General features: G+C 68.3%; 22 protein-coding genes. 12 read left to right on the top strand and 10 right to left on the bottom strand.

The features are described from left to right. Positions 1-2 precede the first annotated feature (2 nt). Positions 3-452: a MaoC family dehydratase gene (locus AC1HFH_RS16470; RefSeq protein WP_480243664.1), complete on the bottom strand. Its 450-nt coding sequence runs from the start codon at positions 450-452 to the stop codon at positions 3-5. 153 nt (positions 453-605) lie between these two features. Between AC1HFH_RS16470 and AC1HFH_RS16465 the strand changes: the two genes are divergently transcribed. Continuing rightward, positions 606-1,586 (top strand): NAD(P)H-dependent flavin oxidoreductase, encoded by a 981-nt coding sequence (locus AC1HFH_RS16465; protein WP_480243663.1) that lies wholly within the window; start codon positions 606-608, stop codon positions 1,584-1,586. Positions 1,587-1,635: 49 nt separating this feature from the next. After that, complete coding sequence (locus AC1HFH_RS16460; protein WP_480243662.1) at positions 1,636-2,991, top strand: flavin monoamine oxidase family protein; 1,356 nt, start codon at positions 1,636-1,638, stop codon at positions 2,989-2,991. Between the two features lie 37 nt (positions 2,992-3,028). On the opposite strand, the gene AC1HFH_RS16455 is transcribed toward AC1HFH_RS16460, so the two are convergent. After that, positions 3,029-4,330 (bottom strand): DUF2254 domain-containing protein, encoded by a 1,302-nt coding sequence (locus AC1HFH_RS16455; RefSeq protein WP_480243661.1) that lies wholly within the window; start codon positions 4,328-4,330, stop codon positions 3,029-3,031. 240 nt (positions 4,331-4,570) lie between these two features. Here AC1HFH_RS16455 and AC1HFH_RS16450 point away from each other — a divergent pair, with 240 nt between their 5' ends. Next, a complete protein-coding gene (locus AC1HFH_RS16450) occupies positions 4,571-5,341 on the top strand; it encodes a hypothetical protein (protein WP_480243660.1) in 771 nt (256 codons plus the stop codon). A gap of 10 nt (positions 5,342-5,351) precedes the next feature. Here AC1HFH_RS16450 and AC1HFH_RS16445 read toward each other — a convergent pair whose 3' ends face one another. Beyond that, positions 5,352-6,632, bottom strand: coding sequence for an NADH:flavin oxidoreductase/NADH oxidase family protein (locus AC1HFH_RS16445; protein ID WP_480243659.1), 1,281 nt, complete (start codon positions 6,630-6,632; stop codon positions 5,352-5,354). Positions 6,633-6,868: 236 nt separating this feature from the next. On the opposite strand from AC1HFH_RS16445, the gene AC1HFH_RS16440 reads away from it, so the two are divergent. The 4 genes from AC1HFH_RS16440 (at position 6,869) to AC1HFH_RS16425 (ending at position 10,536) form a co-directional block, all read left to right on the top strand. Beyond that, positions 6,869-7,789: an acetoacetate decarboxylase family protein gene (locus tag AC1HFH_RS16440; RefSeq protein ID WP_480247874.1), complete on the top strand. Its 921-nt coding sequence runs from the start codon at positions 6,869-6,871 to the stop codon at positions 7,787-7,789. 33 nt (positions 7,790-7,822) lie between these two features. Next, positions 7,823-9,409 carry a succinic semialdehyde dehydrogenase gene (locus AC1HFH_RS16435; protein ID WP_480243658.1) on the top strand — a complete coding sequence of 529 codons (1,587 nt, stop codon included), beginning with the start codon at positions 7,823-7,825 and terminating at the stop codon, positions 9,407-9,409. A 50-nt stretch (positions 9,410-9,459) separates the two neighbouring features. Further along, the gene (locus tag AC1HFH_RS16430) at positions 9,460-10,143 is read left to right on the top strand and encodes a type 1 glutamine amidotransferase domain-containing protein (protein ID WP_480243657.1); all 684 of its coding nucleotides are present in this window, start codon (positions 9,460-9,462) and stop codon (positions 10,141-10,143) included. 204 nt (positions 10,144-10,347) lie between these two features. Next, positions 10,348-10,536, top strand: coding sequence for a hypothetical protein (locus AC1HFH_RS16425; RefSeq protein WP_480243656.1), 189 nt, complete (start codon positions 10,348-10,350; stop codon positions 10,534-10,536). A gap of 39 nt (positions 10,537-10,575) precedes the next feature. Here AC1HFH_RS16425 and AC1HFH_RS16420 read toward each other — a convergent pair whose 3' ends face one another. Both AC1HFH_RS16420 and AC1HFH_RS16415 read right to left on the bottom strand, forming a co-directional pair. Then, the gene (locus AC1HFH_RS16420) at positions 10,576-11,670 is read right to left on the bottom strand and encodes an NAD(P)H-dependent amine dehydrogenase family protein (RefSeq protein WP_480243655.1); all 1,095 of its coding nucleotides are present in this window, start codon (positions 11,668-11,670) and stop codon (positions 10,576-10,578) included. Positions 11,671-11,680: 10 nt separating this feature from the next. Then, positions 11,681-12,472 (bottom strand): SDR family oxidoreductase, encoded by a 792-nt coding sequence (locus AC1HFH_RS16415; RefSeq protein ID WP_480243654.1) that lies wholly within the window; start codon positions 12,470-12,472, stop codon positions 11,681-11,683. Between the two features lie 93 nt (positions 12,473-12,565). On the opposite strand from AC1HFH_RS16415, the gene AC1HFH_RS16410 reads away from it, so the two are divergent. Next, positions 12,566-13,438 carry a helix-turn-helix domain-containing protein gene (locus AC1HFH_RS16410; protein WP_480243653.1) on the top strand — a complete coding sequence of 291 codons (873 nt, stop codon included), beginning with the start codon at positions 12,566-12,568 and terminating at the stop codon, positions 13,436-13,438. 59 nt (positions 13,439-13,497) lie between these two features. On the opposite strand, the gene AC1HFH_RS16405 is transcribed toward AC1HFH_RS16410, so the two are convergent. Next, on the bottom strand, positions 13,498-13,914 hold the full coding sequence (locus AC1HFH_RS16405; protein WP_480243652.1) for a hypothetical protein: 417 nt from the start codon (positions 13,912-13,914) through the stop codon (positions 13,498-13,500). Positions 13,915-14,215: 301 nt separating this feature from the next. On the opposite strand from AC1HFH_RS16405, the gene AC1HFH_RS16400 reads away from it, so the two are divergent. Beyond that, entirely contained in the window at positions 14,216-15,208 is a 993-nt protein-coding gene (locus AC1HFH_RS16400; protein ID WP_480243651.1) for an LLM class F420-dependent oxidoreductase, read from the top strand. Positions 15,209-15,328: 120 nt separating this feature from the next. On the opposite strand, the gene AC1HFH_RS16395 is transcribed toward AC1HFH_RS16400, so the two are convergent. Further along, positions 15,329-16,921 carry an FAD-binding oxidoreductase gene (locus tag AC1HFH_RS16395; protein ID WP_480243650.1) on the bottom strand — a complete coding sequence of 531 codons (1,593 nt, stop codon included), beginning with the start codon at positions 16,919-16,921 and terminating at the stop codon, positions 15,329-15,331. Between the two features lie 248 nt (positions 16,922-17,169). Here AC1HFH_RS16395 and AC1HFH_RS16390 point away from each other — a divergent pair, with 248 nt between their 5' ends. Beyond that, complete coding sequence (locus AC1HFH_RS16390) at positions 17,170-18,216, top strand: alpha/beta fold hydrolase (RefSeq protein WP_480243649.1); 1,047 nt, start codon at positions 17,170-17,172, stop codon at positions 18,214-18,216. Positions 18,217-18,356: 140 nt separating this feature from the next. Here the strand turns inward: AC1HFH_RS16390 and AC1HFH_RS16385 are convergent, their stop codons facing one another. Further along, positions 18,357-19,301, bottom strand: a complete 945-nt coding sequence (locus tag AC1HFH_RS16385; RefSeq protein WP_480243648.1) for an SDR family oxidoreductase — start codon at positions 19,299-19,301, stop codon at positions 18,357-18,359. Beyond that, entirely contained in the window at positions 19,298-20,248 is a 951-nt protein-coding gene (locus AC1HFH_RS16380) for an EamA family transporter (protein ID WP_480243647.1), read from the bottom strand. The genes AC1HFH_RS16385 and AC1HFH_RS16380 overlap by 4 nt, the downstream gene beginning before the upstream one ends. Before the next feature lie 78 nt (positions 20,249-20,326). On the opposite strand from AC1HFH_RS16380, the gene AC1HFH_RS16375 reads away from it, so the two are divergent. Both AC1HFH_RS16375 and AC1HFH_RS16370 read left to right on the top strand, forming a co-directional pair. Then, a complete protein-coding gene (locus tag AC1HFH_RS16375) occupies positions 20,327-21,205 on the top strand; it encodes a LysR family transcriptional regulator (protein ID WP_480243646.1) in 879 nt (292 codons plus the stop codon). Between the two features lie 100 nt (positions 21,206-21,305). Next, positions 21,306-22,796 carry a flavin-containing monooxygenase gene (locus AC1HFH_RS16370; protein WP_480243645.1) on the top strand — a complete coding sequence of 497 codons (1,491 nt, stop codon included), beginning with the start codon at positions 21,306-21,308 and terminating at the stop codon, positions 22,794-22,796. 133 nt (positions 22,797-22,929) lie between these two features. Here the strand turns inward: AC1HFH_RS16370 and AC1HFH_RS16365 are convergent, their stop codons facing one another. Beyond that, on the bottom strand, positions 22,930-23,361 hold the full coding sequence (locus AC1HFH_RS16365) for a hypothetical protein (protein ID WP_480243644.1): 432 nt from the start codon (positions 23,359-23,361) through the stop codon (positions 22,930-22,932). Positions 23,362-23,369 lie beyond the last annotated feature (8 nt).

Here is a 23,369-nt window from a genome sequence, read left to right as displayed (position 1 = left end):
GATCAGGGGCGGGTGAACGCCAGCAGCCGGGCGGTGGTGTGCTGGCGGATCTCGCCGTGCTGGTTGACGGTGTCGTAGACAGCGGTGATGAATCCGCGGCTCGGATCGGATCGGGAGGCGCGGACCGCGGTTACCTCGAGTTCGACGCGCAGCCGGTCACCGGGACGAGTAGGTGTCGGCCAGGTCAGGTCTATGGACGCGCCGATGATGCCGGTGGCCAGCGGAAGTCCTGAGGTGGCGAGCAGCCGCATGGTGATTGCGGCGGTGTGCCAGCCACTCGCCGCCAGCCCGCGGAAGAAGGTGTCCTGCGCGAGGTCTTCACCCAGGTGGAAGGGCTGCGGATCCCACGCTGTGGCGAAATCGATGATGGCGTCGGCGTCGAGTTCGTAGGCCTCGGTGCAGAACCGGTCACCGACGTTGATGTCGTCGAGCCAGAGGGTAGGGGCAGTCATGTTCATCCTTCTGTTGTTCGGGCCGTTGACAAAGCGCGTACCACGCCCCACCATCATAGTCATATGACTTAGACGATTGACTACAAAGGTTCGTGGTCGATCGCCTACTCCGTCCGCCCGCCGGCAAGCGGGCCGATCAGAATCGGGATGCACATGTTCAGCAATATCTTCACCGACACCTTCGGGATCGAGCACCCCATCGTGTGCGGGGGAATGACCGCCGTGGGTACCGCGGATCTGATCAGCGCCGTGGCCGATGCGGGTGCGCTCGGATTTCTCACCGCCCTGTCCCAGCCCACCCCCGAGGCGCTGGTGAAGGAGATCGCCCGCTGCCGGGATCTGACCGATAAGCCGTTCGGGGTCAACCTCACCATTCTGCCGACGATTCGGCCGGTGCCCTATGACGAGTATCGCGACGCCATCGTCGACAGTGGAATCACCATCGTCGAGACCGCCGGCGGGAACCCGCAACCGCACCTGCCGACATTCCGGGCAGCCGGTGTGAAGGTCATCCACAAGGCGGTTTCGGTTCGGCATGCGGTCAAAGCAGAACAACTCGGTGTCGACGCCGTCAGCATCGACGGGTTCGAATGTGCCGGGCACCCGGGCGACGATGACGTTCCCGGCCTTGTTCTGATTCCCGCCGCCGCCCAGGCGTTGACCATTCCGATCATCGCCAGCGGCGGAATCGCCACCGGCGCCGGTCTCGTTGCTGCCCTCGCCCTCGGCGCCTCCGCGGTCAATATGGGTACACGGTTCATGGCGACTGCCGAAGCCCCGATCCACGACAATGTGAAGCGGCAGATCGTCGATAACACCGAACGCGATACCGCGGTCGTGTTCCGCGAATTCCGCAACACCGCCCGCGTCGCTCGCAACTCGGTTTCCGAGGAAATCATGGCCATCTCCCGTCGGCCGAGTGCGACATTCGACGATGTGGCGCACCTGGCCAGTGGCAATCGCGCTCGGGAACAGGTGTATGCGGGAGGTGACGTCGAAGGGGGCATGTGGTGGGCGAGTCAGGCACAAGGCCTGATCAACGATATCGGTAGTTGCGAAGAAATCGTACGATCGATTCTCACCGAAGCCCGGCAGATCATCACCCGCACCTTGCCTGACCACCTTGCACGATGATGCTTCATTCGCAGAACCGTGCACCTTCGATCGAGAGCTGGGAGTTCATATGACAACATACGAAATCGAGGAAGAAACCACCGATGTGGTCGTAGTCGGTGCCGGGATGTCGGGGCTGATGGCGGCGACGACGTTGGCGCCGGAGGCCGACGTGGTGGTGCTGGAGTCCACAGATCGCACGGGCGGCCGGGTCGAGACCGTTCGGCAGGGCGATTACTGGATCAATGTCGGCACCCAGTTCACCGAGGGCACGGGCACCCTGATCGAGGCTCTCGAACGGCACGGCATCGAGATGGGCTCGCTCGCCGGTAAGAGCATCGCCCTGCATCTGAACGGCGGAACGGTCGACACCGCGAATCCCCTGGCACTGGCGTTCCGTACCAAGATGACCATGATGGACCGGATCGGCATGGCCATGGTCATGGCACGCATCCTGGCGGCCACACCGTTTCTCGAGTCCCAGAGCCGCTACGCCCAGCGGGTTCGCGCCGAACTCGACAGGAAGCTGGGCTCGTACCTGCTCCGGGGCGTCCGGTCGGAGCTGGCCCACGAGATCGTCCAATCGTGGTCGGCGCAGTGGATGGGGTGTGATGCGGAGGAGACGGCGGCCACCCAGTTCGTCACCTCGGTGGGCATTGCGCTGGCGGATCCCGAGAAGATCCCGAATTTTTCACTGCCGGTGGGCGGCAACCAGACCTTGACCGATGTGCTGACCGAGGATCTCGGCCGCCGGATTCGGTTGAACTCACCGGTGGAAACGGTGCGACGCGACAGGGACGACGTAGTGGTCGACTATTTCGACGGTGACCGTCCCGCGCGTCTGCGGGCGAAACGGGCGATTGTGACCGCACCCGGTGATATCGCCGAACGGATCATCACCGACCTGCCGCAGCAGTATCGAAATGCGTTCAACGACCTCACCTACGGCAGGTATGTCATCGTCGGCTTCTTCACCGACGAGGTCGGGCGACAACGCTGGGACGACTACTTCGGCGCCTCCACGCCACAGTTGTCTTTTCAAGCGATGTTCAACCACGCCGCGGCATTGCGGCGAGGAGGTGAGCGCAAGCCGGGCGGCGCATTGGCGTGCTTCGCCGGCGGTGGTCACGCCGATGCACTCCTGGACCTGCCCGACGAGGAGATCGTTTCGCGCTTCACGAAAGATCTGCTGACCGTATTCCCCGAACTGGCCGGGAAGCTGGGCGAGGGCATCGTGCGGCGGCACCGCCGGGTCGTACCGTTCTGGGCGCCCGGACGGCGGAACTCGCTACCGACGCTGCGTGAACCTCTCGGATCCGTCTACCTCGCCGGCGACTACCAGCTCGATATGCCGTCCCTGGCGGATGCCGCGGCATCAGGTGAGCGAGCGGGGAAGGCGGTACTGGCGAGCCTGGGCCGGCGCTAGCCGAAGGCGAGCGCGGTCCGCATCGCCGGACTGCCGCTCAGCCGGGTTCGCGGGACGAGCCGAGTCCCTGGGCGTCGGTGGTGATCGCGGCGATTCGGTCCGCTTCCGCATCGAACGCCCGGCGGGCCCCCGATCGGACCAACTCGAGGTGCTCGGCGACGGCCGGCCGGCGATAGCTCGGAACGGTTTCGTCCAGTCGCCGGAGCAGGGCGCAGAGTCGGCGGGAAACCTGGATCGAGTCGGCACCGAACAGCCGGGTCTCGTCGAGAGCGAGGGCTAGGTAGTCGGCCCAGGACGGGGCATGCCAGCGCAGCCGGATGACGCCTTCGTGATCCGACAGCACACCGGGCGTCAGCCGACGGTGTGCGATGCGTCGCAGCAAGGGCTCGATCTGGTTGAGCACCTGAGTGGCGGTGCTCGGGTCGTTGATTCCGGGGGAGAGGGCTTTGGCCGAGATATCGGCGAGCAGGCGGAACGCGAATCGTGGATCCTGGTCCACAGTACGTTCATCGCCTACGGCGACCGACTCGCGCAGGGCAGCCTCCGTGGGTTCCTGCCGACCGTGGATCCGGAACAGCGGGTCGCCGGGCACCACGGGATCGCCGATCGAGGGCACCAGTTCGAGCACGACATCTGTGGTGGTGGCAAGGTCGAGCAACCCCGGCCGGTCGACGCTCTGCACGACCCCGGGCGGCCCCTGGTAGGTGACCACTGCGGCGTCCGGCGGCAGCAGTGGCAGGGCGTGCTCGCCGCTCTCGTCCGGCGGGGCCGGATCGGGGTACACCAGATCGATCACCTTGTGCGCCTCGCGGCCCAGCTCCGCCAGCACCGAGGCGACTTCCAGGCCGGAGGTCGTATTCGTGATCAGGCGCAGGAACATGAACATGCTCGCCAGCAGCAGCAACAGGGCGATCGCGACCGCGCTGTCGGGAACGAAATCCGGATGCTCCGGCCCGCCGACGGCGATCAGCACGAGCAGCGAATAGACGAAAGTCGCGATGAAGGTGCCGAGGGCCGCCTGGGTGACCGGGTCCCGCAGGAACAGGATCAGCATGCGAGGCGAGAACTGGCTCGAACCGAACTGCACCGCGACCAGCAGGACCGAGAAGACGAAGCCGGTGAAGGTGATCATGCCGCCCGCCAGGGCGCCGAGCAGACTGCGGGCCGCTTCCGCTCCGAACGCGACCCCGATCGTGAGCTCGGCCTTCTCATCGATGATCGGGACGACGATTCCGGCGATGATCGCCACCACGGTGAAAACCGCCGGAATGATCCAGATGCTGTTGCGCACATACTCGATCGCGTGCCAGCGCTCCCGCCAGGACATTCGACGTGACATCGGTGCGTCCCCTGTTCGCTCTCGGCCCACATTGCCGTGGAGCGGCCGCGCTCCGGATTGTGGGATGCCCACGCCAGGCGTGGGCCCGGCCACTGGGGCGTGTTTTCCCGAGTGTTGCATCCGGTGAGCCAATCGTGGCGTAGCGACACCGGGGGGCACGGTGTCGCTACCGGATGAGATCGCGGGCCCTCGGTCTCCCGGAGGTCCTGCGGGACCCTCGGATCGGGCTACGCTGGTGCAGTGAGCTGGGTTGTGGCCGACTGGAATCCGATGGCGTGGTTGGGTGTGTCGCCAGACGCGTTCGAGTGGTGCGGGTATCCGATCGGGTCCGACCCCGATGCGGTGTGGTTGCTGCATGCGATGTACGAGAACACCTCGTTGCCTCAGGGCGTCACGGTCGACCACGAGTACCGGCAGCAACGCCGGGCGGCGGGGCTCAGCGAGAATCCGGTGGTCGGCGGCATCGATCTCGGTGCCGGTGCGGTCGTGATCGGACACGAGCTCGGCCGTTCGGAGCATCCGGGCGCTGGGTGGACGAGGCTGCGTTGGGCGGAGTTGGCAGACCGGCTGGGGTCGCCGGTGGTTCCCGAAGGGGACTATCCGAGCTATCGGTGCCCGCCCGGCGCATTGATCGGCGGCAGTTGGCCGGTGGGTATCCGGCCGCCGACCGAGGGGTCCCTGGACCGCGAGTCCTGGCAGGCTTTGATCGAAGTGCTGATCGCATGGTGCCCGAACGGTGCGCAGACCGAGTGCCTCGCCCACTTCTGTCCGGCGGTGAGCGGCGGCGAAACCTCCGGCGTGAATCTGACCGGGGTGTTGGGGACCGCACCAGGTCTGTACGACCACCCCAGCGGTCTCGGCTCGCCGTCGAACCTGTGGGCGGCCGACAGGTCCTGGGCAATCTGGTCGGATTGGGACCTGTGCGGGACGAAGGTTGCAGGTCCGACCGGCCTGGTGGAGGCGATTCTCGGGACGCCGATACTGGAGGGGGTGCGCCTGGTCTGGTGCTGAATCCGGCCGCTCACGCCGCCCGGCGGTGCAACCAGGTGCGGTAGCGGCGGAGGGCGCGCTGCTGGTGCACGGTCTCCTTCAAGAGGGCGAGCTTGGGGTCGGTGTCGGGGCGGGTGCGCCGGCCGGAGCCGAGGCGGCGCAGCTGTTGCCGGATGCGGGCCATGCTCGCGGCGGATGCCACGGCCTTGTCCGTGATGGTCACCGGACGAAGTGCGACCGTCGAGCCGGTGTCGCGCCGCCAGCGATTCGGCAGGTCGGGGTCGACGGCGAGGGCGCTGCCCATGCCCACGAGATCGACACCGCCGGCGAGGATCTCCTCGGCCACGGGTAGCCGGACGACACCGCCGGTGAGCATCAACGGCAGCGGGCTGGTGGCCGCCAATTCCTCGGCGAGGGTGAGGAAATAGGCTTCGCGGGACCGGGTCCGCGGATCGCCGGCCTGCCCGGTCATGGCGGGTGCCTCGTAGCTGCCGCCGGACAGTTCGACGATATCCACGCCGAGCGGGGCGAGCATCGCGATCACCGTAGCGGCGTCGTCGGCGTCGAAGCCGCCGCGTTGGAAATCGGCCGAATTCAGTTTCACCGCGACCGCGAACGCAGGGTCGACGGTGGCCCGTACGGCCCGGACGATGTCGAGGAGCATTCGGGCCCGGTTGTCCAGGCTGCCGCCCCATTGATCGGTACGCCGGTTGGCGATCGGGGAGAGGAACTGCGACAGCAGGTAGCCGTGCGCGGCATGGATTTCGACGCCGTCGAAGCCGGCCTCCTCGGCGCGGCGAGCTGTTTCGGCGAACCGCGCCACGGTCTCCCGGATCTGCTCGGCACTCATCTCCACCGGTTCGGCGAACCGTTTGCTGTTCTTGCCGACGTCGACCCGGACAGCCGACGGTGCCCAGGCGACACCGGGCATATCCGCTCGTACTTGCCGGCCCGGGTGGTTGATCTGCATCCACACCTGCGCGCCGCCGCTCTTCGCCGCATCGGCCCACCGGCGGAACGGTTCCAGGGGCGACCGGGAGTCGAGGACGACTCCGCCCGGGCCGGTGAGCGCTTCGGCGTGGACCATCACGTTGCCGGTGATGATCAGGCCGGCTCCGCCCTGGCTCCAGCGCCGATAGAGCCGGAACAAGGGCTCGCCGGGCAGCTGGCCGGGGGCGGCCATGTTCTCCTCCATCGCGGCTTTGGCGAGCCGGTTCGGGATCACCGTGCCGTTCGGGAGCCGGAACGGTGTGAAGACCGGTGAGAGCTCCGGGTCGCCGGTGCGGAGGTGGGTGGGGTCGGTCGCGGGCATCGCTTCTCCTGAACGTTGAATGTTTGCATTGCTTACATAGAGCGTAGGAGGTGGATGTAAGCAGTGTCAACGTGGGGGTGGGTGCTTGGTGTCACGGCGATGCCGGGGGTGTGGCTCGTCTTCGGGTCGGTGGCGGATTCGAATCGATGAGCCCTGGTGCGGATTCGATGTTGACAGTGCTTACCCAGGGGCATATCCTCGCCGGAGTAAGCAGTGTAAACATTCAGGAGCTGGCTATGGCGCCGACTACGCAACAGACGGTCACCGTCGACCTGGGCGGCCGGTCGGTCGATGTCCCCGAAGGGGGCTTGTACGACCGCTACCGGATGGATACCGACCTGGACGCGGTCGCGGCCGATCCTCGGGTGAGCAGCGTCGACTTCTTCCGGCGGCTGCCGAAAACGAGGGTGGACTCGCCGATCGGACCCACCTGGACACCGAATTTCTACTATCGGATCTCCACCGCGCGGCTGACCATGATCGCGCCCACCCGTGCCGTCCGCTCCCGGTTGCCGAGCGAACTGGAACCGCTCGAGCTCGCCCCCGGACTGGGGCTCGTCTCGGTGATGTTCTTCCGGTACGACGTGTGCGATATCGACTTCTACACCGAAGCAGCGGTCGGCATCGCCGTCCGGCCCGCACGCCATGGCGGGCTCGGACTCGTCGATCTGGCGGCCGGTCTGAAGAACGACGACCTGCACTCCTACGTGCTGTCGTTGCCCGTCGACAGTGATATCGCCCAGGTCCGCGGCCACGATGGATACGGCTTTCCGAAATGGGTGACCGATATCGAGGTCGACATCGATGACCGGCGCGCCACGGCGCGGGTCGCGAACGACGCCGGCGGTACCGATGTGGCGTTCTCCGCCCGCACTCCCCGACAGGTCGTGCATCCGTCGGGAGAGCGGGTGGCGAGCCTGACCTCCTACACCACGATCGACGGGGCATGGCATTCGACGCTGAGCCAGACCAACATCCTCGCCGCCGGGAGCGCCCGGCTGCCCCGGGGGACGGATCTCCGGCTCGGCGCCGGCCGCGTATCCGACGACATCCGGTCGCTCCGGCCGATCCGCACCATTCAGCTCGATGTCCTGACCGAGGGGCAGAACGCACTGCACATGCCGGTCCCGACATCCGTACCGGCCCGAGCCCGATGACCGGACGTCTACCTACCCACAACGGAGCTCCCCATGACAATTGATCACGCCACGGTGCGCGGCCCCGGTCTGCCCGCCACCTTCGCCTCACCGCTGGTCGGCCGGTTGCCCGCGCTGGTCGCCGCCACCCCGGACGCCGACCGGACGACCACCCACGCCCCGTACACCGGCACGCCGCTGGCCGAATTCCCGATCTCCACCCCCGTCGCGGTCGAGGAAGCCTTCGACCGCGCGCGGGCCGCGCAGGAACACTGGGCGGCCGTGCCGGTCCGTGAGCGCAAGCGAATCCTGCTGCGCTTCCACGATCTCGTCCTGGAGCGGCAGGACCAAGCGCTCGACCTGATGCAGGCCGAAAGCGGCAAGACACGTCGCGACGCCTTCCTCGAGGTCACCGATATCGCCATCACGGCGCGCTACTACGCGCGCACCGCCGCAGGTCTGCTCGCCCCGAAACGGCGACGCGGCGCGATCCCGATACTCACCCGCGCCACCGAGTTGCGCCACCCGAAAGGCGTGGTCACCGTGATCTCGCCGTGGAACTACCCGCTCAGCATGGCGGCCGGCGATGCGATCCCCGCGCTGATGGCCGGCAACGCGGTGGTCCAGAAGCCCGACACCCAGACCGCGCTCACCGCGCTGTGGGCCATGGAGCTGATGCGGGAAGCCGGGTTGCCGGCGGACGTGTGGCAGATGGTGATCGGGCGGGGGAGTGCCATCGGCGATACGTTGCTGGCGGGTGGCGACTACCTGATGTTCACCGGATCCACCGCCAGCGGCCGCCGGATCGCCCAGGGGGCCGGTGAACGACTGATCGGGGCATCCCTGGAACTCGGCGGCAAGAACGCGATGGTCGTCCTCGCCGACGCGGATATCGATCGCGCGGCCGACGGAGCGGTCGCCGCCTGCTTCCCGTCCGCGGGTCAGCTGTGCGTGTCGATCGAGCGGCTTTATGTCGCCGAGGAGATCCGTGACGAGTTCGTCGCGGCCTTCGTCGAGCGGACCCGCGCGTTGCGGCTGGGGGCCACGTACGACTTCTCCGTGGATGTCGGCTCACTGACCAACCTCGCCCAGCTCGAGACGGTCGAGGCACATGTGGCGGATGCCGTGGCGAAAGGGGCGACCGTCCTGGCAGGCGGGCATGCGCGCCCCGACTCGGGGCCCCTGTTCCACGAACCGACGATCCTGACCGGAGTCACACCCGAGATGACGCTTTTCGCTCAGGAGACCTTCGGGCCGGTGGTATCGATCTACCCGTTCCGTGACGTGGAGACCGCCATTGCGATGGCGAACGCCACCCCGTATGGGCTCAATGCGAGCGTCTGGTCCCGGGACGGTGCACGGGGCCGCGCCGTCGCGGCCCGGTTGCACGCCGGGACCGTGAATGTCAACGAGGCGTTCGCCGCCGCCTGGGGCAGTGTCGACGCGCCGATGGGCGGCATGGGCGACTCCGGTCTCGGCCGCCGGCACGGCGCCGACGGGCTGTTGAAATACACCGAGCCCCAGACCGTCGCGCAGCAACGGCTGCAGGGATTCGGCCCGCCGCCCGGCATCGACCACGATCGATGGTCCCGGATTATCACCGTCGCGCTGCGGATATGGCGCCGAGTGGGTGCACACTGAATCGAGCGAGTGCGCAGCAGCGATCAGATCAGCAGAGAGGCGATGAACGCATGACCGAGCGCATCTTGAACGTCGTCACCAATGTCGGCCACTACGACGACCCCTCCCACCCGACCGGCCTGTGGTTGTCCGAGCTCACCCACGCCTGGCAGGTCTTCGAAGAGCACGGATTCGAACAGACCCTCGTCAGTCCGGCGGGTGGGCCGTGTCCGCTGGAGCCACGGTCACTGAAGTTTCCCAGCTACGACAAGACCGCCAAGGCGTGGCGGGCGGATCCGGCCCGGATGGCGCTGCTGGAGAAGACCGCCTCGCCCGACGAGATCGACTCGGCCGACTACGACGCGATCTATTTCACCGGTGGCCATGCAGTGATGTACGACTTTCCGGACAGTTCCGGCCTGCAGCGCATCACCCGGGAGATCTTCGAACGCGGCGGCATCGTCGCAACGGTCTGCCACGGTTACTGCGGCCTGCTGAACACCGAACTCTCCGATGGCACCCGGCTGGTTGCCGGACGCGAGCTGACCGGGTTCTCCTGGCGCGAGGAAGTCCTGGCCGGGGTCGACAAGCTGGTGCCGTACAACGTCGAAGCGGAGATGAAGAAACGCGGCGCCCGCTATGAGAAGGCGAAGCTGCCGTTCGTCTCCTATGTCGTGGTCGACGAGAACCTGGTGACCGGGCAGAACCCCGGGTCCGCCAAAGAAACCGCGAAGAAGGTCGCCGAACTACTGTGACCGTGAATGCCGCAGCTGCTCACTGGGCGGCGATACGTGACGATGCCGCAACAGCGATATCGTCCCGGTTGCGATCAACGAGTTCCGTTTCGGGGTAAACGGACTCGTGCTCCAATCGAACACACCACTTCGGGCTGTCGCGGTCGGCTGGGCGCACCGGTCACTTCGGTGACGGTGCGGCGGCCGCGGTGAGAGGAGGAACCGATGAGGTGTGTGGTCGTCGTCGGCGCCGTCTTGGTCTTCTGCGCGCTGCCGCAATGGGTGTTCAATCTGCTCATCTGGTTCGGAGTCTGGGGGTTCTTCACATACGCAACCTGCGGGGTGTGGCGGGAGCTCCGGCCACGGTACGGCGGCCTGTCCCGGCCGGCCGGTGTGCCGGTCCCGGGCGCATAGTCTGCCGGAGCGCGCGCCTGCCGGCCGTGCCGCCGATCCTCACGGCATGCCTGGCCGGTCGCGCGCGGCGTCGGCGCGGCCGGTCCCGGTGCAGAGCGGCAGATCCAGTGTGGTGCGGATTCCCGGTGGCGCGGCGATCACCGCCGGGATGGCATTGACCAGGCGCATAGCGGTACCGACCAGACTGGCGTGGTTGTGATCGCCGTGGTCGCTGAACATGGCCAGGTCCAGGGTGTAGTGCGGCTCTCCGGTGACCTCCACCCGATACGAGCCGCCCGCGCGGGCCGGTTGCGGCCAGTCCGGGGCGAGATCGGCCCGCAACCGGGTCACATGCTCGAGGACGGTGACGGCCCGATCGCCTACCATCCCGCGCACTTCGAAACGCAGGCCCGCCGCGGTTCCCGCCGGGATCGTGCCCGAGGTGATGTCGAAGGTCTCCGGCGCCGGAATCCGTTCGAATGTCTGAGTGACCGTGTCGAGTTCGATATCCAGCCCGGCGGCGAGCTGGCGCACGACGCTACCCCAGGCCAGCGACAGGACACCGGGCTGCAACAGCAACGGGGTCTCGTCGAGGGGTTTTCCGAAGCCCATGATGTCGAACATGACGGCCGGATTGTCGTAGGTCGAATAGTCGACGATCTCCAGGCAGCGCACCTGATCGACCCGGCGGCAGGTGCCGAGCAGCGCCATCGGGAGGAGGTCGTTCGCGAAGCCGGGATCGATCCCGTTGACGAACAGTGACGCGTTTCCTTCGGCGGCGGCTGTTTCCAAGGGGGTCAGCAGGTCCTCGGGCAGCACGCCCCAGGGGAACTGCAGGAAGACCGGCGCGCTGGCCACCACATGGATTCCGGCGGCGAGCAGGGTGCGTAGTTCGTCGAGCGCCTCCATCAGTCGGTTGTCGGTCATCGCGGTGTAGACCACGCAATCCGGGCGCAGCGCCAGAATCCGTTCGGTGTCGGTGGTCGCCAGGACACCGGTCGGTCCGGCGCCGACGAGGTCCCCGGCATCGCGCCCGGCCTTCTCGGGGCCCGACACCCGCACGCCCACCAGGTCCAGCCGGGGATCGTCGAGCAGGCCCGCCAGGGCATGTCGTCCGACATTGCCGGTGCCCCATTGCACTACGCGATATGCCATCGTCGTCACCTCACAGATCGGGAAGGGGAATGTCCAGGTTGGGTGCGATCAGGCCGCCGTCGACCTCGAGCACCTTGCCGGTGAGGAAGCTGCCTGCTGGTGCTGCGAGAAACAAGGCGGCCGAAGCGATATCGCCGGGATCGCCGATGCGGCGCAGTGGTGTCGCCCGTTCCAGCCGGGTGCGCATCTTCTCGTCTGCGGCAACGGCCTCCAGTGCCGAGGTCCGGATCGATCCGGGCGCGATCGCGTTCACCCGGATGCGGGGACACAGGTCCATGGCCGCGTTGCGCGTGTAATGCGCCAGCGCCGCCTTGGCGGTGGCGTAGGCGGCAAAGGCCCGGCCCGGAAGCCGGCCCATGGTCGAGGTCACGTTGATGATCGAGCCGCCGTCCGCTGTTTCCAGGATCTTCGGTACGGCGGCTCGGATGAGACTGTGTGCGGTGCCGACATTGAAGGTGAACGCATCCGCGAGGTCGTCGGCGGTGGTGTCGAGCAACGGCTTCGGCATCGCCCCGCCGACATTGTTCACCACGATGTCCAGCCGGCCGAATCGGTCGATCGCGGTGTCGGCAAGCGTCTCCGCGGCTCCCGGCACGCCGAGGTCGGAGACGACCATCTGGGCCCGTCGGCCGATCGCGGCCACCTGGTCGGCCACAGACGCGAGGTCCGATTCGGTGCGGGCGGCGATCACCACATCCGCACCCGCTTCCGCGAAACCGGCCGCGATCGCGGCACCGAGCCCGCGGCCGGCGCCGGTGATCACGGCGACTCGGCCGTCGAGGCGGAATCGATCGAGAATCATCGCCACATCCCTCTCGTGTCGAATATTCGACTACACTCCGACGAATAGTCGATGCAGTGTAGGGGTCGAGGGGCCCCGCGACAAGGGGAGGTCATGCCGGAACTCGGTTCACCACCGACGCGGCGAGTGATCGCGGTGGTGGAGCTGCTCACCGGATCCGACCGCGCCCGAAGCGCATCCGAGATCGCGGCGACACTGTCCGTGCCCCGCGCCACGGTCAGCGCGGTGCTCGCGGAACTCGACCGGGCGGGCTGGCTGGAGCGCGACAGCGAGCTGCGCTATCGGCCGGGTGCCGGATTGCCACGGCTGCCGGTCGAGCTGCCGGGTGCGGCGGTGGCCGCCGAACTGGGTGCCCTCGCGGCCGCGGCGGGTTGCGGCGCCACCCTGAGCCGGATCGCGGACGGCAGGCTCACCGTGGTGGGCAAACATCATGCCGGGGAGCGGGTGGTGGCGGGACTGAATGTGGGGCAGTCGCTGCCCCTGGCGTATCCGGCCGGGGCTGCTGTCATGCCGTGGCGGCCCGAGGCGGAGCGGCGCGCCTGGCAGCGGACGGCACCCGAGTCGGCACGCCGATCCGCCGCGCCGCTGCTGCGTTTCGTCGAGGAGAACGGATATGCGATCTTTCGGCCCGCCACCGACGATGCCGGTCTGGTCGATGTCCTGGCCGACCTGCTCGCCACCGCCGGGCCCGAACTGCTGCAGCCGGAGCTGCGGGCCCGGGTGCTCCGGCAGATGATGCGGCTGACCGGCCGGCCCTATACCGGAACCGAGATCGAGGCTGCGGAATCGTTGCCGGTGAGCTACCTGGCGGCACCGGTATTCGAGGGAATCGGGGCCCCGTACGAGGTACAAATCGGTCCGTTGCAAGCCGCCGTCGGACCCGGACGGCGCAATTCCTACATCGATGCGATTCGCACCGGTGCGCAGGCGATCTCGGCGGCGCTTCGGTCGCGTACCGAATGCTGATCCGGCCGAGCGGCCCGGCTGCGGCAGGGCAGCCACGGCCACGGCGCCGAATCGTCGGATCAGGGTAGGATCTGCGGGACCGCATCCGGTGCGATTGCGCCGACCAGCAAGCCGCCGAGGGCGCCCAGGATGGCTCCCTGGATGGCGCCGTTCATCGCGCAACCCGAGGACAGTGCGGAACCGACGAGCGGCAGGGCGAGCGCGCAGGTCCCGGCTCCGAACATGGCCGACCCCAGTGCGCCGGCCGCGGCGCCGGCCGCCATGCCGTTGGCCCGTGGATCGGAATTCTGGGCATTGGGGTCGGTGGCTGCCGGTTGGAGGGGGAGTCCGCCGCCGGCATCCTGGACGACCGGCGCCGGGCCCGGTACCGCAGCCGGTTCGGCGGCGGCAGCGCCGGCAAACGTTGCTGCCGCCACCAACGGCAGGGTGGCGGCGGTCAGGGCGCGTCCGGCGCCTGTGGTGAGGAAACGTGCCATTGTTCCGGTCTTTCGTCGTAGTTTTTCCGGACTGTGAAAGAATTCGACGATCGGTATCGCGCACGAGTTTACGAGCGCACGGAACCGTTCGAGATCGAATACGGTTCCGAATAGTGTCGCCTCGCCGACATTTCCGGGAACTGTTCCGGAACCGTTATGTGATTCATCCGAATTGTCGTAGTCGGCCGAAAAGTGGACGTTCGTGCCGTGTGGTCACGGGTGGTGCCGCGATCGAGTAGCGGCCGTTCGGAGTGTCGTTCCGGTTGACTTGGAGCGCACTCCAACCCATAACCTGCCGCTCATGAGTATTCGACTGGGCTACCAGATGCCGAACTTCAGCCACGCGGCATCGCCCCGGGAACTGTTCCCGTCGGTGATCGAGCAGGCGCGAGCGGCGGAGGCGGCCGGCTTCGACGCCGCGTTCGTGATGGACCACTTCTATCAGCTGCCGGTGCTCGGTGCCCCGGACGAGCCGATGCTCGAGGCCTATACGGCGCTGGGCGCCCTCGCTACCGCGACCGACCGGATCCAGCTGTCCACCCTGGTCACCGGGAACACCTACCGGAATCCGGCGATGCTGGCCAAGACGGTCACCACCCTGGATGCGGTCAGCGGTGGGCGGGCGGTGCTGGGCATCGGTGCCGGCTGGTTCGAGCTCGAACACCGCGGCTACGGCTTCGAGTTCGGCACTTTCACCGATCGCTTCCAGCGGCTCGAAGAGGCCCTGCAGATCATCCGGCCGATGCTGCGTGGGCAGCGCCCCACCTTCGACGGCCGGTGGTACAGCGCCCGGGAAGCCATCAATGAGCCGCGGATCCGCGACGATCTGCCGATCCTGCTCGGCGGTGGCGGGGAGAAGAAGACCTTCGGGCTGGCCGCCCGGTTCGCCGACCACCTCAACATCATCTGCAATGCCGCCGAGCTGCCCGGAAAGATGGCGGCCCTGCAGCGCCGGTGCGAGGAAGCCGGACGTGATCCGGCGACCCTGGAAACCAGCTTCCTGGCCTTCGTGATCGTGGACGAGGACGGCGACCGGGCGCGCAAGTTGCAGGACGAACTGTTGCAGAAACAGGCGGCCCAGGACGCCGCCGGCCTGCCCGTGCAGTCGCTGCGCGACGGCCAGGCCGACCGGCAGTTCGTCGGCACCCCCGACGACGTGGCCGACCAGATCCAGCGGCGGGTGCTCGACCACGGCGTCTCCGGCGTGATCGTCAACATGGTCGCCAACGGCCACGAGCCCGGCATGCTGGACCTGGCGGGCAATGCCCTACGGCCCCTCGTACACCGAGACTGACGCCGGCGTCGAGAGAAGGCGCTGCGCCGGCGTGGCCCCGGTCGGCCGGCACCTCGGCCACCGCGGTGCGCAGTGCCCGGGTCGCGCAGGCGGCGGCGACCATCGCAGGATCCCAGGTGGTCAGTCGATCAGGACGCCCGGGTTGAGGATGCGGGACGGGTCCAGGGCGCGTTTGGCGCCGCGCAGCGCCAGAGCGAACGGTTCCGGGCGCTGCCGGTCGTACCAGGGGCGGTGGTCGCGGCCGACGGCGTGATGGTGGGTGATGGTGGCGCCCTCGGTGGCGATCGCCTCGGAGACCGCCGATTTGATCTCGTCCCACTGCTCCACGGTGCGGCCCCAGCGGCCCGCCCCGAAAACGCCGAAGTACGGGGCCGGTCCGTCGGGGTAGACATGGGTGAACCGGCAGGTCAGGACGCCGGTGACCCCGGCGGTGCGCATCGCCTCGGTCGCGGCGGACCGCACCGCCGCGTGCACCCGGTCGAACGAGTCCCAGGTGCACGCTGTTTCGAAGGTCTCCACCACCATCGACTGTGCCGCGAGCGCATCGCGCTGGTACGGCATCCGCAGGAACGCCGAGCGCCAGGTACCGGCGGGTCCGGAGCGGGAACCGTCGGCCGGTTGCGTGCCGGGATCGTCGGCGACGGTGCCGCCGGGGTCGCGGCAGATCTCGACGGCGCGGCGCAACGATGCCTCGACCGGATGGTCCGCGGATTCGAATCCGAGCACCAGCACACCGCCGGCGGTGGCGATTCCGGCATTGATGTAGGCCTCCGTTGGGTCGAGCAGGCGGCAGTTCGCCGGGAACAGCCCGGCCTGCGCAATGGTGCGGGTCGCAGCGACGGCCCGGTCGAAATCCCCGAAGGTGACCGACGCACCGGCCCGGTGGGCCGGGCGATCCTGCAACCGCAGCCACGCTTCGGTGATGATGCCGAGTGTGCCCTCGGAGCCGAGGAACATCCGGTCGGGGGAGGGACCGGCACCGGATCCGGGGAGCCGCCGGGATTCGCTCACACCGACCGGGGTGACCACGCGCAGCGATTCGACCATGTCGTCGATGTGGGTGTACACGGTTGCGTAGTGGCCGCCCGCGCGGGTCGCCAGCCAGCCGCCGAGCGTGGAGAACTCGAAGGATTGCGGGAAGTGCCGCAGCGTCAGGCCTGCCGGGCGCAGCCGGTTCTCCAATGCCGGGCCGAGGATTCCGGCCTGGATTCGGGCGGCCCGGCTGGTGCGGTCGATCTCCACGACACCGGCCATCGCGGTGAGGTCGAGGGCCACGATCCCGCCGTACTCGGCGCAGCCGCGCGCCTCCACCCCGCCGACGACGGAGGTCCCGCCGCCGAACGGGATCACGACCAGCCCGGCCGCCGCACACCAGTCCAGGATGTCGGTGACGGCCTGCTCGTCCGGCGGCCGCAGCACGACATCCGGAATCTCGCCGACCCGGCCCAGCAGGTTGCGCACGACGTCCCGGAAGGCCTGACCGTGGCTGTGCGCCACCCGGTCGCGGGTGGCGAAGGACGCGAACGCGGCGAGACTGTCCGGTACTCGGATGCGTGGCGGCCGAACCGGGAGTTCGTCGAGTTCGGGCGGCTCGTGGACGGTGAGATCCGTGCCGGGGAGCAGTGCGGCGATCCGCCGGCTCAGCGCGGCGCGCTCCGTGCCGGTCACGGCGTCCTCGATGGTGCCCCAGCCCCACCATGATCTCGTCGGCATCCCGAATCCCTTCCGCATCGAATTGACTCTTTAGTTAATTACTAGCGGTGCCGCAGTGCGGTCGCAAGCAGGCGCGGTCGATTGCGGGCGTGGTCGCCGGTTGTGAGTGGGATCTATCACCTCGTGCCGGGTTGGGGGCCGGGTAGAAACTGTGACACCATGTCCAGGGTAAGTCTGGTGGCGTACGGCCCGGGCTGGTTTCGGGTCGGGGTGCGGTACGCCGATATCACTGTCGAGAGGGTGCTGTGGTGGATCCGAAGGTCGTATTGCGCAATGCGGGGGCGCTTTTCGGGCCGGGGATCGAGCCCTACGCGCCGGCCCCGGCCGACGTCCTGAGCGACGAGCCGCACCGGCGGCTGCTGCGGTACCGCCGATCCACACCGGGTACCGGCAATCCGGTGCTGCTGGTGCCACCGCTGGCGGTCACGATCTCCTGCTACGACCTGCGTCCGCGGCAGAGCCTGGTGCGGTACCTGCTGGACCTCGGCCGGGAAGTGCATGTGGTCGACTACGGGGAGATCACCTACGCCGATCGCCGCCTCGGCTTCGAGGACTGGGTGGACACCATCGTGCCGGCGGCGGTCCGCGAGGTGAGCGCGGTGCACGGGGATGCGCCGGTCGATCTGATCGGCTGGTCGTTCGGCGGCACGATGAGCCTGCTCACCGCGGCCGCGCACGCCGACCTGCCGATCGCCTCCGTCACCGCTGTCGGGAGCCCGTTCGACCAGCGCCGCAACGGGCCGATCTCGTTGGTCCGCCGGCTCGGGCGGCTCACCGGCGGCCGTGAGGTGACGCTGCCGACGCGGGTGACCGGCGGAATCCCGAAGTACCTGGTGCGGGCCGGTTTCCGGGCCCAGTCACTGGACCGGGAGCTGACCAAGCCCTGGTACATTGCGCGCAACATCACCGATGTGGAGGCACTGGCCCGGATGCAGTCCGTGGACCGGTTCATGGACGAGATGCCCGGCTATCCCGGCCGGTTCTACCGGCAGGCCTATCGCCAGCTGATCGTGCGCAACGAGATGTGGTCGGGCACCGTGCATCTGGGTCCGAACAACGCGGTCGAGCTGGAGAAGCTCACCGCCCCGGTGCTGTTGGTCGGCGGCAGCCGCGACCAGCTGGCTTCCGCCGCATCGGTGGCCGCGGGCGCCGAGGTGCTGACCGGCGCCGCCCAGGTGCGGTTCGTCGGCGTCGAAGGCAGCCACCTGGGCATCATTGCGGGGCCGGACGCGCGAAATTCGACCTGGGCGGCCATCGCCGATTTCCTCGCCGACACCGCACCCGTTCCTGCCTGATCGCCGCGGGGCCGGTCTCCTTGCCCGGCGTCTGTTGCTGCCGAGTCCGGCTTCCGGGCGGCAACATCGGAGTCCGGTGATCGCGGCCGCGGAGGTTCTCGTACCCACGAGTTCGGTGCGTTCGGCGAACTGTTCTCCGGCTACGCCGTCCCGGAGCACCGGGTAGGCGGCGGGTGTCCTATCGCCGTCGCCCGGGCCTCGCCGAACGCCGCTCGGTGATCGCGGAGGAAGTCGGCGATATCGCGTGGCGGTCTCCCCAGCAGCGTGGCCACCGCGTCGGTGGTGATGTCGCCCCAGCCGGCCGCATAGGCACCGGCGTACTCCGCCAGCATGTCGACCAGCCATTCGGACAGGCCGTAGCCGAGCAGCGCTCGATTCTTGACCGCATCGGAGACCGGCAGATAGGTGATGGCTCTGCCGAGCACCCGGGTGGCCTGATCGGCGACCTGGTCGAAGGTCAGTGAGCGCGGGCCGGTCAGCGTGTAGCTGCGACCGTGGTGACGGTCCGGTCCGTCGTGCAGGATGCGGGCCGCGCATTCGGCGATATCGCGGGCATCGATCATGCCGATCCGGGCCGCGGCCATATTCAGGGCGAAGGTGCCGTCGGCAGCGATATCGGGCGCCTCGTTCAGCAGGTTCTGCATGAACCAGTGCGGGCGCAGCACGGTCCAGCGCATATCGCTGTGTTCGAGCTCGCGATCGGAGAGTGCATGCAGGCGGCCACTGCGGGTGGGTGCGTCGTGGGCCGCCCCGACCGCGGAGAGTCGCACGATGCGCTCCACACCGGCCTGCCGGGCCGCCCACACCGCATTCATGCTGTTCTCCGGTCCGCGTGGACCGTTCGGGGTGAGCAACCACAGATCCTGGACGCCGTCGAACGCGGCGGACAGGGTGGCGGGCCGGTCCAGATCGCCGACGGCCACCTCGATCCCGCGCTGCCGGAAGGTCGTCGCGCGGGCTGGGTCCCGGACCAGGACCCGCAGGTTCGGGCCGGTGCCGGTGCCGGTGCCGGTGCCGGTGAGCGTGTGGAGCAGGGCGGTGGACACGGTGCCGGTCGGTCCGGTGATCAATACGGTGCGGGTCATGACGCTACTCCTGTGCGAGTGGCCGGAACGAGGCCACGGACGGTGGCGGGAGACAGCTGGGCTGCGGTGACGGCGGTCAGAGTCAGGGCGACGCCGGCCAGCTGCCACGGTGTCAGCGATTCGCCGAGGAACACCCAGCCCAGCAGGGTCGCGACGGTCGGGGAGAGCAGTCCGAGAAAGGACACCGCCACGACCGGGAGGGCACCGATGCCGCGGAAGAAGAGCGGGTAGGTGAGCAGGGCGCCGACCACACACAACCACGCATAGCCGCCGATCGCCGGAAGGTCGACTCCGGTGGGGATGCCCTCGAGGGGCAGGGCCAGCGGTAGCAGCACCAGCCCGCCTGCGGTGAGCTGCCATCCCGCCATGGCGGCCGGACCGACACCCGCGGGCCGCCCCCAGCGCCTGGTGGCCACGATGCCGGTCGCCATAGCCGTCGCCGCACCGATACCGGCGAGCACGCCGAACGGGTCGAAGGTCAGCTCGCCGCGCAGCACGATCAATCCGACTCCGGCCAGACCGGCGAGGCTCCAGCCCAGGCGCCATCGGGTGGGCGCTTCGCCGAGCAGGAGGAACGCCAGGCCGACCACGAGCAGCGGCTGCAGGGAGTTCAGCGTGGCAGCGATACCTCCCGGCACCCGGTAGGCGGCGACGAAAAGCAGGGCGTTGAATGCGCCGATATTGAGGGTGCCCAGGACCAGGGCCCGCCACAGCCACACGCCGCGGGGCAGGCTGCGGGTGATCGCGAGCAGGATGAGGCCGGCCGGCAGGGCCCGGATGACCGTCGACGCCAACGGGTAGCCGGATGGCAGGAATTCGGTGGTGACGATGTAGGTGGTGCCCCACACTGCGGGAGCGAGTGCGGTTACCGCAGTGAGGGACAGCGGCCCGCGCCGCGTATCGGAGTCGGCGGCACCGGAAGGCCGTTGAGTGGTCCGCGTGGTCATGTTCTCAGTGTCATCGGCGATGATCTATGAATCCAATGCATGTTTGTCAGCGTAATGATCGTGGCTCAAGATTGATCGGTGGAGATGCAGCAACTGCGGTATGTACTCGCCGTCGCCGAGACCGGGAACTTCACCCGGGCCGCGCAACAATGCCTGGTCGTTCAGTCCGCCTTGAGCCACCAGATCGCGCGCCTGGAACGTGAACTCGGCGCGAAACTGTTCGAGCGCACCAGCCGCCGGGTGCGGCTGACCCCGGCCGGTACGGCGTTCCTGCCGGCCGCGCGGCAGTGCCTGGATGCCGCCGATCGGGCCGCGGCCGAGGTGGCCGCGGCAGTCGGGGAGGTGCGTGGCCGGCTCGCGGTGGGCATCATCCCTACCGTCGCAGCAGTCGACGTGCCGGCCGCGCTGCAGGCTTTTCACCGCCGATATCCGCAGGTGCGGATCGACCTGCGGGTCGGCGGCAGCGACGACCTGGTCGAACAGGTCGAACACGGCCGCCTCGATGTCGCTTTCCTGGGCCTGCCCACCACCGTGTCGCCACACCGGGTCGCGAGCCGGGAACTCGCCCGGGATCGCCTCGTCGCACTGGTCGCACCGGATCACCCCCTGTCCGGGGAGCCGGCGGTGGATCTGCACCGGCTCTCGGCGGAGGTGTTCGCGGATCTGCCCGCGGGGACGGCCGGACGTGCCCAGTCCGATCTGGCCTTCGCTGCTGCGAGCCTGCACCGCGATGTGGCGTTCGAAGTGAGCACCGCCGAGTACCTCGCGCGGCTGGTCACCCTGGGATTGTGCGTGGCCATGGTGCCGTCCGCTTACGCGCCGCAGCTGCCCGGGGTGGTGGCGGTCGAGGTGACCGATGCGCCGAACCGCGTCGAGTACGTGGTGTGGAATCGGGTCGGCCGGACTCCGGCGGCGACGGCGTTTCTCGACGCGCTCGACATCGCGGACGGCAGATAGCCGATTGCCGGAACGAACAACTATTTGTCCGTCGGCGACCTGTGGCCACATCCGTACCAGACCTACCGTGAACACGACACGACGAGGAGGTCAGGGACGAATGGCAGACAGGCGCACCGGAGAATCGATCTCGGTGGGGATCATCGGGACCGGGTTCGGCGGGCTCGGAATGGCGGCGACCTTGAAGGCCGCCGGATACGACGACATCGTGATGTTCGAACGTGCCGGGGACGTCGGCGGCACCTGGCGTGACAACACCTACCCCGGCGCGGCGTGCGATGTGCCCTCACATCTGTACTCGTTCTCGTTCGCCCCGACCGCCGAATGGTCGCGCCGGTTCGCCACCCAGCCCGAGATCCTGCGGTATCTGCGCGGCGTGGCGGACCGGTTCGACCTGCGCCGGCACATCCGCTTCGATTCGGAGGTGGTGGCCGCCGAATACGACGAGGCCGGTGGGGAATGGGTCGTGCGGATCGCGGACGGGGCGCAGTTCCGGGTGCGCGCCCTGATCGCGGCAACCGGCCAGCTCAGCCGCCCGGCCGTGCCGGACATCCCCGGCATCGACGAGTTCGCCGGGGAGATCTTCCATTCCGCGGCGTGGAACCACGACTACGACCTCACCGGTAGACGCGTCGCGGTGATCGGGACCGGTGCCTCGGCGATCCAGTTCGTTCCGCCGGTCGCCGAGCTGGCCGAGCACCTCACCGTTTTCCAGCGCGATGCCGCGCATGTGATCCCGAAACCGGACTATCCCTACGGAGATCGGGTCCGGGCACTGTTCCGGCGGGTTCCGGGTCTGCTGCGGCTGTCCCGGGCCATGACGTACCTGTCGCTGGAGCCGCGGGCGCTGGCATTCACGAAGTACCCACGGGCGATGGCGTGGGTACAGTGGCGCTTCGAGCGGCATCTGGCCCGCCGGGTCACCGACCCGGAGTTGCGGGCCAGGCTGACCCCGAAGACGAAGATCGGCTGTAAGCGGATCTTGATCTCCAACGACTTCTACGATGCCGTGACCCGTCCGAATGTCGACGTCGTCACCGCGGGAATCGAGCGCATCGAACCGGCGGGGCTGCGTACTGCCGACGGGACATTGCACGAAGCCGACGCGGTGCTGCTCGGGACCGGCTTCCGCGCCAACGACTTCCTGGCGCCGATGCGGATCACCGGCCGCGACGATCGTGACCTGGACCGGGAGTGGCGCGACGGCGCGCAAGCCCACCACGGGATCGCCGTGCACGGCTTCCCGAACATGTTCATCCTGTACGGACCGAACACGAACCTGGGCCACAATTCCATCGTCTACATGCTCGAATCCCAATTCGGTTATGTGGTGCAGGCATTGGCGCAGCTGCGGTCGGGCGCCCGGGCCGTGGAGGTACGCGCCGAGGTGCAGCAACGGTCGAACCGCGCCGTCCAGGCGGCGATCCGGTCCACCGTGTGGAACAGCGGGTGCCACAGCTGGTACACCAACGCTGCGGGCCGCAACACGAACAACTGGCCCGGCTTCACCTTCGACTACCGTCGCCGCGTGCGACGTTTCGATACCCGGGACTACCTCGTCACCGGCAGCGGGGAGCGAGTGTCCTTTTGAACTCCCCGGTGCTCTCGGTGCCCCGATTGCCGAAGGAGACCCCTCGAAGCCGGTGGATGCCGATGAGCGTTCCGCGGTGCGGGGAACGCTCGGTTCGATCGGGTTGCGGCCCGCATCCGGATCGGGTGTGGCTCTATCCGTATCCGTCGGCCCAGAACTTCGACCGCGGATCGCGCAGCGACGGCCGCACCCCACGCCAGACGAACGGCCCCGGCGACCCGTCGATGACGTGATGCAGCTGCGGCAGGTCCGCCTGCCGCCAGTCGGCGAAGAAGCCGTACCCGGCGGTGCGGTGGTCGTCGCCGGGTGGGACGCGGCAGATGATGACGGCTTCTTTGCGTTCGCCGAAGCACAGCAGCAGGTCGTCGGGGCGGCTGCGCCGGAGCAGGTGGTAGGCGTTGGGGTCGCCGGTGTGGGCTTCGGGGCGGTTCATGCACCAGAAGACGAGATCGCAATCGCGCGCCTCGTCGAAGGTGGTGAACGTGCCGTCGGCGTATTTGATGTCCTGGTGCAGCGGATCACCCCACGGGTCGACAACCCATAAGGCGGTCCATCCGCCGCCCACTGCCTCCC

The sequence above is a fragment of the Nocardia sp. KT25-26 genome, from assembly GCF_056627695.1.
The sequence above is the reverse complement of the archived record's forward strand: the minus strand, read 5'-3'. Positions and strand labels throughout refer to the sequence as shown.